Source organism: Pseudomonas sp. (assembly GCF_028293835.1).
Taxonomy (GTDB): domain Bacteria; phylum Pseudomonadota; class Gammaproteobacteria; order Pseudomonadales; family Pseudomonadaceae; genus Aquipseudomonas.
Genome location: NZ_JAQGNX010000144.1, coordinates 53,447 through 71,447 on the forward strand (window position 1 = coordinate 53,447; position 18,001 = coordinate 71,447).

19 protein-coding genes and 1 pseudogene are annotated in these 18,001 nt (G+C 57.1%); 16 read left to right on the forward strand and 4 right to left on the reverse strand.

Annotated elements, in window-relative coordinates:
- Positions 1 to 84: 84 nt before the first annotated feature.
- Positions 85 to 990, reverse strand: a complete 906-nt coding sequence (locus JWR17_RS19910; RefSeq protein ID WP_299834028.1) for a LysR substrate-binding domain-containing protein — start codon at positions 988 to 990, stop codon at positions 85 to 87.
- A 182-nt stretch (positions 991 to 1,172) separates the two neighbouring features.
- Between JWR17_RS19910 and JWR17_RS19915 the strand changes: the two genes are divergently transcribed.
- From JWR17_RS19915 to JWR17_RS19955, 9 genes are all read left to right on the forward strand, one after another.
- On the forward strand, positions 1,173 to 1,883 hold the full coding sequence (locus JWR17_RS19915; protein ID WP_299834029.1) for an ABC transporter permease subunit: 711 nt from the start codon (positions 1,173 to 1,175) through the stop codon (positions 1,881 to 1,883).
- On the forward strand, positions 1,883 to 2,572 hold the full coding sequence (locus tag JWR17_RS19920) for an ABC transporter permease (RefSeq protein WP_299834032.1): 690 nt from the start codon (positions 1,883 to 1,885) through the stop codon (positions 2,570 to 2,572). The genes JWR17_RS19915 and JWR17_RS19920 overlap by 1 nt, the downstream gene beginning before the upstream one ends.
- A 38-nt stretch (positions 2,573 to 2,610) precedes the next feature.
- Entirely contained in the window at positions 2,611 to 3,456 is an 846-nt protein-coding gene (locus JWR17_RS19925; protein ID WP_299834035.1) for a transporter substrate-binding domain-containing protein, read from the forward strand.
- 53 nt (positions 3,457 to 3,509) lie between these two features.
- Positions 3,510 to 4,643: an FAD-dependent oxidoreductase gene (locus JWR17_RS19930; RefSeq protein ID WP_299834037.1), complete on the forward strand. Its 1,134-nt coding sequence runs from the start codon at positions 3,510 to 3,512 to the stop codon at positions 4,641 to 4,643.
- Positions 4,633 to 4,947 carry a 2Fe-2S iron-sulfur cluster-binding protein gene (locus JWR17_RS19935; protein WP_299834039.1) on the forward strand — a complete coding sequence of 105 codons (315 nt, stop codon included), beginning with the start codon at positions 4,633 to 4,635 and terminating at the stop codon, positions 4,945 to 4,947. The genes JWR17_RS19930 and JWR17_RS19935 overlap by 11 nt, the downstream gene beginning before the upstream one ends.
- Positions 4,940 to 6,316, forward strand: coding sequence for an NAD(P)/FAD-dependent oxidoreductase (locus JWR17_RS19940; protein WP_299834041.1), 1,377 nt, complete (start codon positions 4,940 to 4,942; stop codon positions 6,314 to 6,316). The genes JWR17_RS19935 and JWR17_RS19940 overlap by 8 nt, the downstream gene beginning before the upstream one ends.
- A 39-nt stretch (positions 6,317 to 6,355) precedes the next feature.
- A complete protein-coding gene (locus tag JWR17_RS19945; protein ID WP_299834043.1) occupies positions 6,356 to 6,709 on the forward strand; it encodes a RidA family protein in 354 nt (117 codons plus the stop codon).
- Positions 6,710 to 6,773: 64 nt separating this feature from the next.
- Positions 6,774 to 7,349: an N-acetyltransferase gene (locus JWR17_RS19950; RefSeq protein ID WP_299834045.1), complete on the forward strand. Its 576-nt coding sequence runs from the start codon at positions 6,774 to 6,776 to the stop codon at positions 7,347 to 7,349.
- Between the two features lie 177 nt (positions 7,350 to 7,526).
- Positions 7,527 to 8,606: an alkene reductase gene (locus tag JWR17_RS19955; RefSeq protein WP_299834047.1), complete on the forward strand. Its 1,080-nt coding sequence runs from the start codon at positions 7,527 to 7,529 to the stop codon at positions 8,604 to 8,606.
- A gap of 125 nt (positions 8,607 to 8,731) precedes the next feature.
- Here the strand turns inward: JWR17_RS19955 and JWR17_RS19960 are convergent, their stop codons facing one another.
- Together JWR17_RS19960 and JWR17_RS19965 are read right to left on the reverse strand one after the other, a co-directional pair.
- Positions 8,732 to 10,312 (reverse strand): glycosyltransferase family 39 protein, encoded by a 1,581-nt coding sequence (locus JWR17_RS19960; RefSeq protein ID WP_299834049.1) that lies wholly within the window; start codon positions 10,310 to 10,312, stop codon positions 8,732 to 8,734.
- A gap of 308 nt (positions 10,313 to 10,620) precedes the next feature.
- Complete coding sequence (locus JWR17_RS19965) at positions 10,621 to 12,012, reverse strand: aldehyde dehydrogenase family protein (protein ID WP_299834053.1); 1,392 nt, start codon at positions 12,010 to 12,012, stop codon at positions 10,621 to 10,623.
- 154 nt (positions 12,013 to 12,166) lie between these two features.
- Between JWR17_RS19965 and JWR17_RS19970 the strand changes: the two genes are divergently transcribed.
- Both JWR17_RS19970 and JWR17_RS19975 read left to right on the forward strand, forming a co-directional pair.
- The gene (locus JWR17_RS19970; RefSeq protein WP_299834055.1) at positions 12,167 to 13,024 is read left to right on the forward strand and encodes a LysR family transcriptional regulator; all 858 of its coding nucleotides are present in this window, start codon (positions 12,167 to 12,169) and stop codon (positions 13,022 to 13,024) included.
- 91 nt (positions 13,025 to 13,115) lie between these two features.
- Entirely contained in the window at positions 13,116 to 14,342 is a 1,227-nt protein-coding gene (locus JWR17_RS19975) for a serine hydrolase (RefSeq protein ID WP_299834057.1), read from the forward strand.
- Between the two features lie 8 nt (positions 14,343 to 14,350).
- On the opposite strand, the gene gloA is transcribed toward JWR17_RS19975, so the two are convergent.
- On the reverse strand, positions 14,351 to 14,881 hold the full coding sequence (gene gloA / locus JWR17_RS19980; protein WP_299834059.1) for a lactoylglutathione lyase: 531 nt from the start codon (positions 14,879 to 14,881) through the stop codon (positions 14,351 to 14,353).
- A 428-nt stretch (positions 14,882 to 15,309) separates the two neighbouring features.
- Between gloA and JWR17_RS19985 the strand changes: the two genes are divergently transcribed.
- The 5 genes and pseudogenes from JWR17_RS19985 to JWR17_RS20005 form a co-directional block, all read left to right on the forward strand.
- A complete protein-coding gene (locus JWR17_RS19985) occupies positions 15,310 to 15,687 on the forward strand; it encodes a hypothetical protein (protein ID WP_299834062.1) in 378 nt (125 codons plus the stop codon).
- Positions 15,688 to 15,701: 14 nt separating this feature from the next.
- Positions 15,702 to 16,385 carry an SOS response-associated peptidase family protein gene (locus JWR17_RS19990; RefSeq protein WP_299834064.1) on the forward strand — a complete coding sequence of 228 codons (684 nt, stop codon included), beginning with the start codon at positions 15,702 to 15,704 and terminating at the stop codon, positions 16,383 to 16,385.
- Positions 16,372 to 16,650 (forward strand): hypothetical protein, encoded by a 279-nt coding sequence (locus tag JWR17_RS19995; protein ID WP_299834066.1) that lies wholly within the window; start codon positions 16,372 to 16,374, stop codon positions 16,648 to 16,650. Before JWR17_RS19990 ends, JWR17_RS19995 begins: the two co-directional genes overlap by 14 nt.
- A gap of 398 nt (positions 16,651 to 17,048) precedes the next feature.
- Positions 17,049 to 17,288 (forward strand): hypothetical protein, encoded by a 240-nt coding sequence (locus JWR17_RS20000; RefSeq protein ID WP_299834068.1) that lies wholly within the window; start codon positions 17,049 to 17,051, stop codon positions 17,286 to 17,288.
- A gap of 136 nt (positions 17,289 to 17,424) precedes the next feature.
- A pseudogene (locus JWR17_RS20005) lies at positions 17,425 to 18,001 on the forward strand (hypothetical protein); the annotation flags it as partial.

Here is an 18,001-nt window from a genome sequence, read left to right on the forward strand (position 1 = left end):
ACCGGTTCTCGGTCGAATCGCAGCCTTCGGCAGCTCCTACAGATTTTATTCGTAAGACAACGAGTTATGGGTCGTTGTTAGCGCCTATAGGCCTTCGGCCAGACGCTCAACCAGCCCAGCGTTATACGCCAGGAACTCGCTGGAAAACACGTCCATCAAGCCGCCGCCTCGCTGGGTTTTCGAGCGAATGACCAAAAAGCCAGTGTCGATATGGACGCTCAGTGGGCGAACTTCCAGGCCGCGTCCGACAAAGTCCCGGGCGGTGTTGGGATCGACCACGCAAACCCCCAGCCCTTGTGCGACCAGTGCGCATGCGGTGTACGACAGACCTGTCTCGATGCGGATGGTGCGTGGCACTTCAGCAAACGCCAGGTCTACACCCGCAGCAAACAATGACCCGGAAGCGAGACCGATAAACTGCTCATTGGCCAGGTCCTCCGGTCTTAAAATGTTATGGGCGGTCAGCGGATGCCCTTGCGGCAGCACAACAACAGACGCCAGCGGCACCGACTGGATGTCCAGGCCATGACGGTCCAGCGGCCCCTCGGCGTAGCCAATATCCGCTTGCCCGGCGGCAATCATCTCCGCCACCAAATGTGAAGGCACGCCCAGTAACGTGACCTGAAGCTGTGGTCGGGTCGCGAGAAAGTCCGCCAGGAACATCGGTAGAAGGGTATTGGCCACAGCGGGCATGGCCGCGATTCGTAATGACCCCGCCGTGTGCTGACGAATGCCGACCGCGAGGCGAGCAATACGCTCCAGACCGATGAAGGAACGGTCCACCTCAGCCACTAACGCCGTGGCCCCTGCGGTTGGCAGCAGTTGGTTGCCACGTCGCTCGAACAACGCGAACGAAACGGCCTCTTCGAAATCGCGAATCAACCGAGTGACCGCAGGCTGGGTAATGGCCATCAGGTCCGCAGCGCCGGTCATGCTGCCTGTGCGCATCACCGCATGGAACGCTTCGACTTGCCTCAGGTTAAGCCTCACTCATGCCTCCATAACATTTGGTCATTTCGAAACCTCGAAAAGTGATTATGGATCATGCAGCAACAATGAGAAATTGGCCCCAGAAAAATTATTAGGCGGCCGCTAAGCGGTTGCTCGCGGGTTGTCCGCTCTCTTCGTCTCTGCCGTATCCGCTGCTCACGTTGGTGAGTCGGGAGCGTGTTGTGTCCTTCTGGCAATTAATGGGTTTCGGCGTCAATGGCTGGGCCGTCGACCTGTTATGGGCGACCGTCATCACCTGCGCCATTGCGTTATGTGGTTTCTTGCTCGGCGCGGTGATCGGCTGTTTGGGCTGCTGGGCCAAGCTGTCGTCATTGCTGTTGCCGCGTCTGATGGCGGATGCCTACACCACGGTGCTGCGCGGCGTTCCCGATTTGTTGGTGATCTACCTAATGTATTTCGGCAGCAGTATGGTTCTGACCGACGTGGCGAAATGGTTTGGGATCAGCGGCTTTTTCGGATTACCGGCCTTCCTCGTTGGCACCGTCGCCATCGGCGTTGTCTCCGGCGCTTACCAGATTGAAGTCCTGCGTGGCGCGTTCGGTTGCGTTCCGGGCGGCACCATCGAAGCCGCACGGGCATTGGGGCTTTCGGGCTGGCGCTTGCTGCTGTTGATCGTGGTCCCGCAGACCTTGCTGCATGCGCTGCCGGGATTGGGCAACGTCTGGCTATTGGTGCTGAAAGAGTCGGCCCTGATCTCCGTGGTCGGTGTCGTCGAACTGATGCGCCAAGCGCAAATCGGCGCAGGCGCAACCCATCAACCGTTTTACTTCTACCTGGCTGCAGGTGCTTTGTACCTGTTTGTCACGCTGCTCAGCGGCCACGGTTTACGCCGCCTTGAACGACGGCTGGCGCGTCCCATGGGGAGAAGTTAATGGATTGGGTCTTTTTGCTCGACTGCTTTCAACGGCTACTGCGCGGCTTGCCGCTGACGTTGAAATTGGCTGGCTTTTCCTGCCTCGCTGGTTTTTTCCTCGCTTGGTTGGTGTGTGCCATGCGCTTGTCAGGACGGCGCGCACTGGACTACCCGGCTCGGGTGTTTGTCGAGGTATTCCGCGGCACGCCGTTGCTGGTGCAATTGTTCATTTTCTATTACGGCTTCGGCCAATTTGCCTGGCTGCGGGAAAGCTTCGCCTGGACATACCTGCGCGACGCGTACTGGTGCGCATTGTTAGCCCTGACGCTGAATACCGCCGCTTACGCCAGTGAGATTCTGCGCGGAGGCGTGCTCTCGGTGGCACGCGGACCCAAGGAAGCCGCCATCGCGTTGGGCATGACGCGCACGCAAATCTGGCGCTACGTGATCCTGCCGCTGGCGTGGCGCCAAATGCTACCCGCCTACGGCAACGAAATCATTTTGATGGTCAAGTCGACGTCCCTGGCGTCGATTGTGACCTTGATGGAAGTCACGGGCATCGCCGCCAAATTGATCTCTGAAAGCTACCGGCCGGTGGAAGTTTTCCTCTGCGCCGGAGCGATTTACCTGACCCTCAACTTCCTGATTACACGCTGCATTGCACTGCTTGAGTCGCGGATGAACCGGGCTGCAAGGGCTAGGCGTTAACGATGAAAAACCGTCCGATAACCTGCTGGGGAAATGCCATGTCGTGGAAAGTAATGCTGGGAAGTGTGCTGGCGGTGTGTTTGTCAGGCACAGGAGTTCAGGCGGCGGAACAGCCGGTATTGAAGATTGTCACCGAGGGCGCTTACGCCCCTTGGAACTTCATTCGTCCCGGCGGCCAAGTGGACGGCTTCGAGATTGATCTGGCCCATGACCTTTGTACGCGGATGCAGGTGCGTTGCGAAATCACTGCGCAGGACTGGGATGGCCTGATTCCGTCACTCAATGCGGGCAAATTCGATGCAATCATGGCCGGCATGAGCATCACCGAAAAGCGCCAGGAAGTGATTGCTTTCAGCCGGCCCTACGCGGCACCGCTGAATAGCTTTCTGGTGATGGACAAAGGCTCGCTGGCAGCGCTGCCAGGGGCTCAGGCGGTGATCAACCTGGACCAGAACGAAGCGGGCGCCAAAGCCTTGGTTGAACAGATGAAACCGCTGCTCAAAGGCAAAGTGTTGGGCGTCCAAGGCTCAACCACCGCCTCGGCGTTCGCCGCGAAATACCTGTCTGACATCGTTGAAGTGCGGGAATACAAAACCGTCGATGCGCACAACCTTGATCTATTGAGCGGCCGTATCGATGCCGTGTTGGCCAATGCCGTGGTATTGAAACAGGCCACCGGCCAAGCGGACATGCAAGGTACGAAATTGGCTGGCCCCATCTTCGCCGGTGGCGTGTTTGGGCCTGGTATCGCTGTCGGCCTTCGTAAAGGCGACAGCGAGTTGAAAGCACACTTCGACCAGGCGATTACCGCCGCCGTGGCCGACGGCACCTTGAAAAAATTATCCGAAAAATGGCTGAAACTGGATGTGACACCGAATCAGTGACAGCTCCCACAGATGGAATGAATATCCGTTATGGGCGCAAAGGAGCAGTTTCAATGAGTGTCGACTCGGTAGTGGTCGTAGGCGGAGGGCTGGTGGGATTGGCCGTCGCTTACGGGCTGGCGTGCAGCGGTGCCAAGGTGCGCCTGCTGGATGAAGGCGACCGTGCCTGGCGTGCAGCTCGGGGCAATTTTGGTTTGGTGTGGGTGCAGGGCAAAGGCTACGGCAACCCCGAGTATGCCCGCTGGACCCGAACCTCGTCGGTTTTGTGGCCGCAACTGGCGAAAGACTTGCTGCATGCCACCGATATCAACGTGCAGCTGCGCCAGCCCGGTGGCTTTTTGCTGTGCCTGAGCGACGCCGAATTGGCTGAAGAAAGTGAACGTCTGCGCTGGTTGCACGAAGCCCTGGACGGCGACTACCCCTACGAAGTGCTGGACCCGGTCAGTTTACGTCGACGGTTACCTGGCGTAGGCCCGGACATTGTCGGCGCCTGCTACTCGCCCGCCGATGGCCACGTCAATCCGCTGTTATTGCTGCGGGCCTTGAGCGTCGCGGCGCAAAAACGCGGCGTGATGATTGAAACCGGACGCCACGTCACGGGCATTACTCGATCCGGCGATGGCTATTGCTTAGAGGGCACCACCCAGCAATGGCTGGCGGATAAGGTAGTGCTGGCGGCCGGTTTAGGTAATCAAACGTTGGCTGCGCAAGTCGGACTTGATGTACCGGTAAAGCCCAACCGAGGGCAGATTCTGGTCACCGAACGGATTGCGCCGTTTCTCGACTACCCGACCAATTACGTGCGGCAAACCGCCGAGGGCAGCGTCCAATTGGGCGACTCCCATGAAGCTGCGGGTTTGAATGATGACACCAGCGTCAGCGTCATGGCGGAACTGGCCCGACGCGCAGTCACCTGTTTCCCCCGGTTGGCCGGGATCAATGTAGTCAGGGCCTGGGGCGCCTTGCGGGTGTTAAGCCCGGATGGCTACCCGATTTATCAACAGTCCGTCGACTGCCCCGGCGTGTACGCGGTCACTTGCCACAGCGGGGTAACCCTGGCGGCCGCCCACGTCTATCGGATTGCCCCATGGATCGCCGGAGGTGAAGCCCCGTCGGGTCTGGAAGTGTTCAGTGATCGACGATTTGCCGCGAGTCCCCCTGATAATGGAGCGAGCCATGTGCAGTGACCCGCTGTTCCGCAGCCTTGAGCACACAGCAAACACTGTGGCTATTGAGTTCGATGGCGTTTCTTTGCAGGTGCCCGCAACGGTATCACTGGCTGCGGCACTGATTGCGGCTGGCATTCGCAAGACCCGAACCACCCCGGTCAGCCGCGCGCCGCGTACGGCATTTTGCATGATGGGTGTGTGCTTCGACTGTTTAGTAGAGATCGATGGCGTCTCGCGCCAAGCCTGTCAGGTGGTGGTTCATCCTGGCCTTGAGGTTCACAGCCACCACGCTGGCAACATCGAGGAAGACCGTAATGATTGAAACCATCGAGGTGGTCATTATTGGCGCTGGCCCTGCCGGATTGGCCGCCGCGCATCAGGCTCGAGCGTTGGGTTTGCAAGTCCGGGTGCTCGATGAGCAGCACAGCCCCGGCGGCCAGATTTATCGCGGCGTGAGGCATGCCCCTGCGGCTCGCCAAGCGTTGCTGGGTACGGACTATCAAGGGGGCGCGGCATTGGTTCGCGAGTTTCTTGCCAGTGGAGTGGATTACGTGCCCGGCGCCAGCGTGTGGTTAATCACTGCCGAGCGGCGTGTGCACTATTTAGTCGCGGGCAACGCACGGGTGGTTCAGGCGCAACGGGTAATTTTCTGTTGCGGCGCCTACGAGCGCCCCATGCCGATTCCCGGCTGGACCTTGCCCGGGGTCATGACCGCAGGCGCGGGTCAGGTGTTGTTCAAGAGTTCAGGTCAAGTGCCAGCCAGCAACGTGGTGCTGGCCGGCAGCGGCCCCCTGCTCTACTTACTGGCCTGGCAGTACCTGCAGGCCGGAATAAAAATCACTGCATTGGTGGACACCAGTAGCCGTCGTGACCTGGGCGGCGCGTTACGTCATTTGCCAGCAGCGTTCGCGGGCTGGCGGCAGTTGGCCAAGGGCATCGGCTATATAAGTGCGATCCGCCGTGCGGGAATTGCGTGGTATCGAGGCGCAACAAAACTGTCGGTTGAAGGCGTAACGTCTGCTGAAGCGTTGTCCTTTGAAGTCGGCGGTCGGACCCTTCGCATTGCCAGCGAGCTGATACTGCTGCACCAAGGCATCGTCCCCAATACGCAACCGACGCTGGCGTTGGGCGCCACGCACCGTTGGGATGAACGCCAATTGTGTTGGATCGCGCAACAGAACGCATGGGGCGAACTCAGCGTCCCCGGTTGCTTCATCGCGGGCGACGCGGCAGGTATCGACGGCGCCCAAGCCGCGTATTTGCAGGGACAGGTCGTGGCCATTGGCGTCGCACTTTCGTTGCAGCGTTTATCCGCAAAAGACGCCGGCCATCGTACGGCTCCTTTGCTTAAAGCCCTACGGCGCTATCGCTGCATACGGCCTTTGCTGGAAACGCTCTATCGCCCGCAGGAGGAATTTCGCCGCCCGGCAAACGCCACGGTGGTGTGCCGCTGTGAGGAAGTCACCGCAGGCGACATTCGCGGTTATGCCGCGCTTGGCTGCCTTGGTCCCAACCAGACCAAAGCCTTCGGCCGCTGCGGCATGGGACCTTGCCAGGGTCGTATGTGTGGGCTGGCCGTCACCGAACTACTGGCTGCCGCCCACGACATGACGCCATCGGACGTCGGATATTACCGTATCCGCCCTCCCCTTAAACCCATCACGCTGGCCGAACTGGCCACTGAGCATTGACTCAAAACCTACCCAAAACTGACCAAAGGAACCTGTGCCATGAGTTCGATTCAACGCCAAGAGAGCAACGCGAAACTTAGCCGTGTAGTAGTCCATAACGGCGTCGCCTGGCTGGCCGGCGTGGCGCCCGCTGACTGCACCCAAGACATCAGCGGGCAAACACGCCAGACCTTGGCGCGAATTGACGAAGTGCTGGCACTCGCTGGCACTGACCGTCAGCGCTTGTTGTCGGTACAAATATGGATGTCTGACATGGCCCGCGACGTCGATGCCATGAACGCCGAATGGACCGCTTGGTTGGGTGACGCTGGCCGGCCCGCCCGTGCGACCTGCCAAGTCGCATTCGATGACCCTGACCTGTTAGTGGAAATCATCGTTACAGCAGCCGTTTAAGTTTTGCTGGAAGGCTGCCAGACTGATTGGCAGCCAATTTCCAGGCAGATTTGCAGAGAGCACCATGATCCAGATTCGCCCTATGACCGCCGCAGATTTCCCACGCTTCTGGCCGACCTTTCAGGCAGTCGTCATTGCCCGGGAAACCTATGCCTACGACCCGGCAACCACCGAGGAGCAAGCGCTTCAGTTGTGGCTAAATGCCCCGTTGCACACGCTGATCGCTGAAGATGATGGCGTGTTGCTCGGCAGTTATTACCTCAAGGCCAATGCCGCCGGTCCCGGCAGCCATGTCAGCAATTGCGGCTACATGGTCAGCGAGACCGCCCGTGGGCGTGGCGTTGCCCGGATGATGTGCGAACACTCGCAACAACTGGCGCGTGACAGCGGCTTTTTGGCCATGCAGTTCAACTCAGTGGTCGCCAGCAACGAAGTAGCCGTCGCGCTGTGGCACACCCTGGGCTTTGAAACAGTTGGACGCTTGCCCCGTGCGTATCAACATGCCCGGCTAGGGCTGGTAGATTGCCTGGTGATGTACAAATGGCTGGCAGAGCCCGTTGTGGAACCGGCCTCTCCACGCACGCAATTGATTGGCCGCAAGAATATCGAGTCAGTGGTGTCTCGTCCGCGCCGGGGTTAATAACGGTGGCACGTTCACCCAGGCTGCGATAAGTCGATGGACCTTCCAACCGATTGGCCCCTACGAATGCACAACTTTCCAGGGCTTTTGGCATCGTATTGACGAGCGCAGCAGAAATGCATGGCGCATTGTTTTCGATGATTCCTTTCTAAAACGCTTTGTAAAAGGAAATTCTGAATGCCCTCTCTTTTTGATCCGTTGAAAATCGGCACCCTATCTGCGCCTAACCGCGTGTTGATGGCGCCGTTGACCCGTGGCCGTGCGACCCGCGAGCATGTGCCTACCGAGTTGATGATCGAATATTATGCGCAGCGCGCCAGTGCCGGGCTGATCATCACCGAAGCCACAGGGATCAGTCAGGAAGGCCTTGGTTGGCCTTACGCCCCAGGGATATGGAGCGACGAGCAAGTTCACGCCTGGAAAAGGGTAACCGATGCGGTTCACAAGGCCGGTGGACGCATTGATCTGCAACTATGGCACATGGGCCGCATCGTTCATCCAAGCTTTCTCGGCGGTGCGCAGCCAGTATCCTCTTCGGCCACCACGGCACCGGGCAGCGCGCATACCTATGACGGCAAGCAACCCTATGCACAAGCGCGGCCGTTGAGCATCGAGGATATTAAACGCCTGCTCGACGATTACACCAAGGCCGCAAAAAATGCCATGGCCGCAGGGTTTGACGGCGTGGAGATTCACGCGGCTAACGGCTACCTGATTGACCAGTTCCTGCGCGACAACACCAACTTCCGCAAAGACGAATACGGCGGTTCCATCGAAAATCGCATCCGTCTGTTGGTAGAAGTGACTCAACGGGTTGCCGATACCGTCGGCGCCGAGCGCACCGGCGTACGTTTGTCGCCCAACGGCGACTCCCAAGGCGTCAACGACAGCGATCCAGAAGCGCTGTTTGGCGCGGCAGCTGCCGCGCTGGATAAAATCGGCATCGCCTACCTTGAACTGCGCGAACCCAACTTTGCCGGCACGTTTGGCAAAGCCGATCGTCCTCCAGTGCATCCAGTGATTCGCAAGGCCTTCAGCGGCAAGCTGTTCTTGAATTCCGATTACACCTTTGCGCGCGCCCAGGCGACATTGGCTGCCGGTGAAGCCGACGGCATCGCGTTCGGTCGCCCGTTCCTGGCCAATCCCGACCTGCCGTATCGATTCGCAAAGAATTTGCCGCTCAACGAAGACGTCATGCAAACCTGGTACAGCCAAGGGCCAGAAGGCTATGTGGACTACCCGACCGCCGAGGACTGAAAAGTCGTAGCGGGTCGAAAAAAATGGGCTGATTAATCAGCCCTTTTTTTAAGACGCTTCTTTGAACGGACTCGAATCCAATCTCCAGGTTGGCACCAGATCAGGTATGGAACGGTGCCTCTGCGTCAACGAACGGTGTACAAGCGAGCTTCGGTGTCTCCGACTTTGAACTCTTTTTCCTTGTTCCAATTATTCGGAATGGAGTGGAAGTCATCCGGCGCGTAGCTTCCGCTGATCAGCCACACTCGTCCCGTACCTTTGGGCACCGCTTGCAGGCGGTCAACGTAGATTTTATCCGCGTTCTCGTCGACCAAGGTGCCGAACCCGTAGGCATTAGGACGGCCAGAGCCGCCATCGGGCAATGATGGCGTGTAGAGCAATGGCTGTGCGCCAGTCTTGTTGTAATAGACGTAGCCGAAATACCAGAACAAATCACTGACCACAATCCGGTCCCCCGCAACGTAATTCTGATTCACATAGTTGACCAGCACATCGAATTGATCGGCATCGACGCTGTAGTCATTTTTCAGACCGACCGCTTCTAACCCCAATACTGCGACTAACAAGCCGATGGCCAGAACCCGAAAGCTCCGCTCAAGCTGATCAATGGCAACCGCCAGAACCAGCGGCAAGCCAATGGCAGCAAACATTAAATAGCGTTCGACCAATAGCGGCGTGAAGAACGACACCGCAAAAATCACCAACACCGGCAGAAACGTGTACGACACCAGCAACGCGTTGAAGCGCAAATGGCTGCGGTCACGCAAGACAACCGCGGCCGCAACGGCGGCGATCATCAGCGGCATCAGTACGTACAGCGGAAACCAAACGTCCGTGCCGTCTTTCAAGGTCATGAACTGCCAGACCGCCGACGGTAAAGAGTCCAATGTAACCGGCGGGATCCAGCCGACATCACCCCCCACCCGCAGTTGATCAAGGTGCGTCAACTGATCCACCAGGCTTGGAATCCACGGGGCATACAGCGCAACGATGGCGACGTTGCTCACCCACCATGCCGGACGGGTGAGCAGCTTGAGTTTGTCGTCCGACTTGCAGCGCAGCGCCAGCAAGTAAGACCAGTGGGCCAATACGCAGAGGCAGGTGAAGTAATGGGTATAGAAGCTAGCGGTCATCAGCAGCGCGTAAATAACCAGATACCGCTGGCGATCGGGGTTTTTGACCCAATAGACCAGCGCAACGGTGGCGCCCATCAACCAAAAACCCATCAGGGAATACATGCGTACTTCCTGGCTGTAACGCACGGTAATCGGCATCAACGCCAACAAGATGCCGCCGAGGACGGCAGCGCGCGGGGTGGCGACCATGCGCATCAACCAGAACGCCAGGCCGACCGTGGCAACGCCGGGCAAAGCACTCATGGCCCGAATCGAAAAGATGCCGTCGCCGAACAGGCTCATCCAGGCGTGCAGCAGCAGGTAATAAAGAGGGGGATGAACGTCGTGGGCGCTGTGAAACCAAGTCAGTGCGGGGGAATATTGACTCATCAGCAGGCTGGAGCCTTCATCGCACCAGATTGCAGTTCGGGTCAAACCGTAGAAACGCGCGATGGTCGCCAATACCAGAACAGGCACAAGCCACAACGCATGTATCCACAGGCCATCAGTCGACAGTGAACGGCGTTGGGTTTCTTCCATCTGCCGACGGTAGAAAGGTTCTCCCAACTCGATATCCCGTTGTAGCTTCATTCGCCCTCCGCCTTAAACCGACAATAATGGTATTGCCATACTCGCCACATCAAAGGTTCAAGGCACGGCGCTGCACTTGAAAATGCGAAGGCGAACCGTTCCAGACAACGCTTTACTGACCTGGACGCAATGGTACCTGCGCACTTATTCAAACGTCCAACTGTGAAGGGGATTTAGCCGTTCAGGTCACACGTATTGCGCTATTGAGGGTTAATTCTCGAACAAGTTCCGAACGAGGCCACTGGACAGCAAAAAGCCTCGACCGGCAGGGTGTATGCCAGGCGAGGCAGCTTTTCGTAAACGGCTACCTAGCGGCGGTCAACCCATACGGTCTGCGCGTTGCAGAACTCATGCAGGCCAAAGTGTGACAACTCACGACCGAAACCGCTTTTTTTCACGCCGCCGATCGGTACGCGGGGGTCTGAGGCGGTGTAACCGTTGATAAACACGCCTCCGGTTTCCAGACGTGCGGCAATACATTTCGCCAATTCTACATCGGCCGTCCATACGCTGCCCGCCAGTCCAAACTCGCTGTCATTGGCTAACTCGATGGCATGTTCAGCGTCGCGGGCGCAAATCAGCGAAGCAACCGGGCCGAACAACTCTTGTACGAAGGAGGTCATTCCGGGACGAACGTTGGTCAATACGGTCGGTGCATAGTAGTTGCCCTCCCCCGAAATTTTATGGCCGCCATAAAGCAGTTGCGCCCCTTCGGCGAGGGTCGCTTGCACCTGAGCGTCCAGCTCATCGCGCAAGTCATAGCGCGCCATTGGGCCGATGTAAGTGTCTTCGGCCAGTGGATCGCCCACCTTGAGCGCCTTGACCGCGGCCAGGAATTTCTCGGTGAACGGCTCAAGCACGCTTTCTTCGACAATGATTCGTTTGGCGGCAACGCATACTTGGCCACTGTTTTGGAAACGACCTGCGGTGGCGGCTTTGACGGCTTCATCCAGGTCTGCGTCAGCGAGCACGATAAACGGATCGGAGCCACCCAGTTCCAGAATACATTTCTTCAGCGCCGCGCCCGCCTGGGAAGCAATGGCTGAACCGGCACGCACGCTACCGGTGACCGCGACTGCAGCAATCCGCGGGTCGGCTATGGCTACCGACACGCCTTCGGGGGTGACGTTAAGCACTTCGAATACACCTTCCGGTAAGCCGGCCTCTACCCACGCGTCGCGCAACAAATAGGCGCAGCCCATGATGTTCGGCGCATGTTTAAGCACATAACTATTGCCGGCCAGAATAATCGGCACCGCGCCGCGTAGCACCTGCCACATGGGGAAGTTCCACGGCATCACCGCCAACACCGGACCCAGCGGCAGATAGGACACGTAAGCTTTATCGTTTTCCACCATGGTTTTTTCCGGCTGCAGAATCGCTGGACCCTGTTCGGCATACCACTCGCACAACGCCGCACACTTTTCGACTTCCGCCCGGCCTTGGGCCACCGGCTTGCCCATCTCCAATGCCGCCATCCGCGCCATGGGTTCAAGCGCGCGGCGCAATGCTTTGGCCATTTTCAGCAGCACAGCGGCACGATCAGCGATAGAAACCGCACGCCAGGCTTTGAAACCTTTGGTGGTGCGCACCAGCGCTTGCTCCAGTTCGGCGGCGTTTTCGAAGGGGTACTGCGCAATCGTTTCGCCAGTGGTAGGGTTGAGCGAAATCGCGTGCTGGGGGAATGTGGAAGCGGTCATGTGCAAACTCCTCATGTCAGTTCAAGCCATCGAGCGGTAAGTGAAACGCACCGTTGATGGAAGTTGAGGCCTACGGTAGGCTGAGTTGACACAACTTAATAATGAATAATAATCACAGAATCATTCTTTTTAAGAGAAGGCATTAGATCGAATCATGGACCTGACCCAACTCGAGCTGTTTAAAGCGGTGGCCGAAGACGGCAGTATCAGCGCTGCCGCGCAACGTTTGCACCGGGTGCCTTCGAACCTCACCACGCGAATCAAACAGTTGGAGCAAGAACTGGGCGTCGATTTGTTCATTCGCGAAAAACTGCGTTTACGGCTGTCGGCCACCGGCTGGACCTTTCTTGATTACGCACGGCGTATCCTCGACCTGGTGGATGAAGCGAAACAGGCGGCCTCGGGCAGCGAACCACAGGGCAGTTTCACCTTGGGTTCACTGGAAAGTACCGCAGCAGTGCGTATTCCTTCAGTGTTGGCGGCGTTTCACCAACGCTACCCCAAGGTTGAGTTGGACTTTTCCACGGGCCCGTCAGGGGACATGATCGAAGGCGTATTGTCTGGACGTTTAAGCGCGGCGTTCACCGATGGTCCGTTGCGACACCCGAACCTTGAAGGTGTTGAGGTGTTCGAGGAGGAAATGGTCGTGATCACCGCCGCCGGCCACCCGCCCGTGACCCGCCCGCAGGACGTCAATGGCAGAACAATCTATGCGTTTCGCGCCAACTGCTCATACCGACGGCATTTTGAACAATGGTTCATGTCCGACCAGGCAGCACCGGGGAAAATCTTCGAAATCGAGTCGTACCACGGCATGCTTGCCTGCGTGACGGCGGGGGCTGGTGTAGCCATGATCCCGCTCAGCATGCTGGAAAGCATGCCCGGTAGCAGTAGCGTCAATGCGTACCCCATGGAAGAAAAATTTCGTCACCTGACGACGTGGCTGGTCTGGCGCAACGGCGTGCGCTCGCCCAATTTGAATGCGTTTATCGAATTGGTTCAGATGAGGTAATGGCGCCAATTGGTGCGGCCTCAGGATTCCGTAAGACCAAGGTTTGCCCCTGAATGATTCGTCTCGATATCAACGACTGGAGAACCCACCTTTGACAACCCCAGAATCCGTAGGACTGTCTTCCGAACGATTGGCGCGAATCGATGCCTTCATTCAGGAAAAATACATCGACAGCGGCAAATTGCCTTGCGCCCTCACCCAGATTTGGCGCCGCGGCCAGTTGGCTTATACGTCGGTGCTGGGTTCAGCGGATGTAGAGCGCGGTCTGCCATTAAAAGCCGACAGCCTTTTTCGTATTTACTCGATGACCAAGCCGATTACTTCCATCGCCTTCATGATGCTCGTCGAGGAAGGCAAAGTCGCACTCGACGACCCCGTGGCGCGCTACATCCCCTCCTGGGCTGGGCTGGGTGTGTTTCAAGCCGGGCTGACCGGTGCGTTCCAGACCCGCAAGCCGGCACAGGCAATGCGCGTTATTGACCTGCTACGTCACACGTCGGGCCTTACCTATGGCTTTCAGCAACGCAGCAACGTTGATGCTGCCTATCGCGAGTTAAAGCTGGATGGCGTTAATACCAAGGGCGGACTCGAGGAATTCGTCGCGACCCTGGCCCGCGTGCCGCTTGAATTCGATCCCGGCGATACCTGGAATTATTCGGTGTCTACCGACGTCCTGGGTTATCTGGTGCAAGTCATTTCGGGCATGCCATTCGAGGCTTTCCTCCGCAAACGGGTCTTCGAACCCCTGAATATGGTCGACACCGGCTTTTTCGTCCCTGAAGCCCAACAGCAGCGCTTAACTGCCTGTTACGTCCTCAATCAACAAGGCAACGTGGTGCTGCAAGACGATCCGGCCACCAGCCATTTCCTGACCGAACCGGCCACCAAGTCAGGCGGCGGCGGTCTGGTCTCGACTGCTGACGACTACATGCGCTTCAGCCGCATGCTGCTTAACGGCGGCGAGCTTGAAGGGGTACGGATCGTCAGCCCGAAAACCCTGAAGCTGATGACCATGAACCACCTGCCGGGCGGCAAAGAGTTAGGAGAAATGTCGAATTCGCCGTTCAGCGAGTCCTTGGTGGACGGTCTGGGGTTTGGCTTGGGTTTCGCTGTAACGATCAACCAGGCCCGTACCATGAACAATGGTTCACAGGGTGAATTCTTCTGGGGCGGCATGGCCTCTACCGGATTCTGGATTGATCCAGTGGAGGACATTGCAGTGGTATTCATGACCCAGTTGATCCCGTCGAACGCTTATCCGATTCGACGAGAACTGCGCACATTGGTGTATGCGGCGCTGACTGAATCAGACGCCTGATCCGAGGTTCAGTTGTTACCGAGATTTGCCAACAAGTCTGCCTGGACGATCTCAATCCAGTAGTTGTCTGGATCACTGATAAAGGCCACGTGCTTCATGCCCTTGTCCAGACGTTTGACGAAGGGCACCTGCAAGGCATCGAAGCGCACACAAGCGGCTTCGATGTCCGGCACAGAAAAGCAGATATGACCAAAACCACGTGGGTCTTGATTGCCGTTGTGGTACTGCGAACCATCGCTTTCCGTGCCCCAGTTATGCGTCAACTCCAGCACTGACTCACGGCCGAAGGTATACACCTGACGCGCGCCCGACTCTTCCGGCACCTCTTCGCCCCTGGTCATGGCCAGGAACATCAGCGAAAACCTGGCCTCCGGAAAATCCACCTTGCGTAGCAGCCGCATACCCAGCACACGGCTATAAAAATCCAGTGAACGCTGAGGATCTTTAACCCGCAACATGGTGTGGTTGAACACGTAATCCTGAGTGACTGCATCGGGTGCCAGGCAGACGCCGGGCTGATTTTCGCTGACAAAGGACATGACCAGGTTCGCTCTTGTTGGGTTGAGAGCAGTTTAATCGGGGTGCCGGCAGGTGGGTAATACGGGGTTACTACGGGGAGCGATCAAGTAAATACCACGTGCCCTTATAACCACGTAGTAGCTCGCTACAACTGATACGTAAAAACCATAATAACTATTAAAATCAAATAGTTAATCGGTTTTACTTGCCTATAAACGCGTACGAATACGTTCATATGAGGTCGTTAGATTTCAATCACTTACGCGATAGTTTTGGGGAAAGATCCCGCTAGCAGTCCGGATCTCCCCGACCCACTACCCTCCGCCCCGCCTCCTGGCTTTCTGCCAAATGCATCCCCTCCCTTTGCTACATCTCGTCACCCCGAATGGCGTCCAATCACTTTCTCGATTACTGTACATCCAACCAGCACAAACCAAAGAGCAAGACCATGGACGCCGATGATGAATTCGGATGCCTCGGCATTCCTACGCCTGTCGAAATGTGGAAGCAGCACGCTATCCTGCTCACAGCCGAAATTGAAGAACTGACAGTGGAAAATCGTAAGGCCAGGCAGAACATTGCCAAACTGGTGGAGATGCATAGCCAGGTAGCAGCGGAGCTAGCGTTGGCGTCGAAGCGACTATCTGAATGCTATTTGAGCTGTTCAAACCTCGGAAACAAGGTGAATAGCCTGACGATGTCCAGCGAAAAAGCGCACCTATACTTCGATCAGAAATGTACAGCCGAAAAGGCGTTGTTCGAACTGCGCAAACGAATTGAGGCAAACTTAAGCTCACCCCCCACTGTCGACAGTGAGAGCCATTGACCGGAGCTTTCAGCATGTGCGGACGACTGACGCAGTACCGCGGCACCCATGATTTCGTTGCAACGCTGAGCATGCCGAATCCTATGGTCAACACCACGGGCGATTTGCCTTTCGAATGCTACAACGTTGCGCCAACCACTCAAGTCGCCCTTCTCCACATGGATGGCGAGACCTTGCGAGCGGATCGTGTGCGCTGGGGATGGCGACCGTTCTGGGCCAAAGACCGCGCAGCTCCGATCAATGCCAGAGTCGAAAAAGTCGCCAACGGGCCTTTCTTTCGTAATGCCTGGCCTAACCGCGCCATTGCACCTGTTGATGGCTGGTTTGAATGGGTCGATGAAGGTGGGCCGAAGAAACAGCCCTATCTGATCCGGCGCCGCGACGGGGCGCCGATCCTGTGTGCTGCCATCGGCCAATTCCCCAGGGAAGAACCGCGTGACGATGACGGCTTCGTGATCATCACCGCCGACAGCGAAGGTGGAATGGTTGATGTGCATGACCGCAGGCCGGTTGTGCTATCGCCGGAATTAGCCAGGGAGTGGCTTGATTCGGCTACGCCCAAGGAACGTGCTGAGCAGATGGCCTTGTTTCAGGGTGAGCCAACGGAGGTCTTTGAGTGGTTCAAGGTGTCGGCAGCCGTGGGGAATACGAGGAATCAGGGGGTTGAGTTGATTGAGCCTCTATATGCCGAAGAATGATAGTCAAGGTGGTGAGAACATGATCCCTGACGACATGGCGCTGCCCACTTTAGTCCGACAGGAAGTCGAGAGCTTGCTGGACACAATCAAGCGCTCATCCGGCCGAGAGGGAGCTGAGCGTGCAGGTCTTCGGGCAGAGGGTTTCGTTCTAGGGATTGAGCGGTTGCGAGCCCTGCGGCCAGCCGACATCGAGGCGCTGTATCTAGTGTTCGAGCAGGCCGTCGAGCTGCGCTGCGGTGAGCTTTCCGCCGAATCTAGCGTTTAGCCGTTCACGGAACATATTTGAACAAAATAGGATGGCCAAGCTTCAGCGCGCGCTTCGCTTTCGCGAGCCAGGCCTTGGGCACGATTGTCGCGTTTTTCCGGTGACTTGCTTTCGGTATAATTCGATTGATTTTCTTTATGGGGCGGCGCCTTGCGGAAACTACCAAAAAACACTTCTTTAGAAAGCGATCTCAACCAGGCAGCTGACGACCTACAGCAGGTGGCGGGTGACCTTTTAGTGCTTTCGCTCGAAATGATTCAAGGTTGTAATGAGCCCGTCGCTAAGTTGATGGAGAAGATGATTCTGTCGGTCAAAAAAAATGAATCCATACTGCGCAATCGCGCAAACAGCTTGAAAAACGGAAGGCTTGGGCGAAGGTCGGGCGATTAGGGGTTTTCATGGGATTAAACAAGCCAGAGCAAGACTTGAGTCGCGACCTCCAGGGTGCTGCTTCCGATCTGAAGTGGTCGGCGGTCGAGCTGTTGCGGATCGCTGAGCGGCTGAGCCTGGCGGGCAATGAGCCAGATGCCCAGGCATTGCTGAGAATGCGCGCCGTGTTTCAGGCGGATGAAGACCGGCTGACGGCTTATGCTAATGACGTGAAGGCGGGAAGGATTTTGCGAGCCGGGGCTGAGTAGGTGGCGTGGCGGGGATTTGTAGAGAGGGGTGAGATCCTGCGGCGGTGCAACACCGATGTTTATTTGCAAGCATACTGCTTGCAAATAAACATAAATATGATAGTTTGCAAGCTCAATTCCTTGATTTGAGGTAGTTATGAGCGGTGCTGAACCAACAGGAAAAGCAAAAGGCGCAGCTGCGCGGGCTAGCTCGCTCACCCCTGAGCGGCGCAAGGAGATCGCAAGAAATGCTGCCCTAGCAAAGCAGGAGATTGCAAAGTTACCCAAGGCAACTCACGGCTCGGCTGATCACCCTCTCCGTATTGGGGACATAGAGATACCCTGCTACGTCCTAGAGGATGGATCACGAATTCTTTCTCAGCGTGGAGTAATGTCCGGTATAGGTATAAGTCGAGGATCAGCGTACAGCAGCAGCGATAGGCTGACCGCCTTGATGGAAAGTTCAGCTCTGGTTGAATATGTTTCAGACGCTGTGCTGAGCTCACTGAAGGACCCCATAAAATTTGTCCACGGTTCAGGTGGCGGCTTTGCTTACGGCTATCCCGCTACCATGCTTGCGGAAATATGCGATTCCATACTTGCTGCGAGACTCAGCGGCAAGCTTCCGGCGCGCCAAAGTAAAATTGCTGATCAAGCCGAGCTTCTGGTCAGGGGTTTTGCTAGGGTCGGTATTATCGCGCTTGTCGATGAGGCGACGGGGTATCAGAAAGATC

Coding starts and splice junctions, on each gene's coding strand:
- JWR17_RS19925 (WP_299834035.1), top strand. CDS start 2,611: ATGTCGTGGAAAGTAATGCTGGGAAGTGTGCTGGCGGTGTGTTTGTCA.
- JWR17_RS19920 (WP_299834032.1), top strand. CDS start 1,883: ATGGATTGGGTCTTTTTGCTCGACTGCTTTCAACGGCTACTGCGCGGC.
- JWR17_RS19950 (WP_299834045.1), top strand. CDS start 6,774: ATGATCCAGATTCGCCCTATGACCGCCGCAGATTTCCCACGCTTCTGG.
- JWR17_RS19935 (WP_299834039.1), top strand. CDS start 4,633: ATGTGCAGTGACCCGCTGTTCCGCAGCCTTGAGCACACAGCAAACACT.
- JWR17_RS19930 (WP_299834037.1), top strand. CDS start 3,510: ATGAGTGTCGACTCGGTAGTGGTCGTAGGCGGAGGGCTGGTGGGATTG.
- JWR17_RS19940 (WP_299834041.1), top strand. CDS start 4,940: ATGATTGAAACCATCGAGGTGGTCATTATTGGCGCTGGCCCTGCCGGA.
- JWR17_RS19995 (WP_299834066.1), top strand. CDS start 16,372: ATGCCGAAGAATGATAGTCAAGGTGGTGAGAACATGATCCCTGACGAC.
- JWR17_RS19965 (WP_299834053.1), bottom strand. CDS start 12,012: ATGACCGCTTCCACATTCCCCCAGCACGCGATTTCGCTCAACCCTACC.
- gloA (WP_299834059.1), bottom strand. CDS start 14,881: ATGTCCTTTGTCAGCGAAAATCAGCCCGGCGTCTGCCTGGCACCCGAT.
- JWR17_RS19985 (WP_299834062.1), top strand. CDS start 15,310: ATGGACGCCGATGATGAATTCGGATGCCTCGGCATTCCTACGCCTGTC.
- JWR17_RS20000 (WP_299834068.1), top strand. CDS start 17,049: ATGGGATTAAACAAGCCAGAGCAAGACTTGAGTCGCGACCTCCAGGGT.
- JWR17_RS19990 (WP_299834064.1), top strand. CDS start 15,702: ATGTGCGGACGACTGACGCAGTACCGCGGCACCCATGATTTCGTTGCA.
- JWR17_RS19970 (WP_299834055.1), top strand. CDS start 12,167: ATGGACCTGACCCAACTCGAGCTGTTTAAAGCGGTGGCCGAAGACGGC.
- JWR17_RS19960 (WP_299834049.1), bottom strand. CDS start 10,312: ATGAAGCTACAACGGGATATCGAGTTGGGAGAACCTTTCTACCGTCGG.
- JWR17_RS19945 (WP_299834043.1), top strand. CDS start 6,356: ATGAGTTCGATTCAACGCCAAGAGAGCAACGCGAAACTTAGCCGTGTA.
- JWR17_RS19955 (WP_299834047.1), top strand. CDS start 7,527: ATGCCCTCTCTTTTTGATCCGTTGAAAATCGGCACCCTATCTGCGCCT.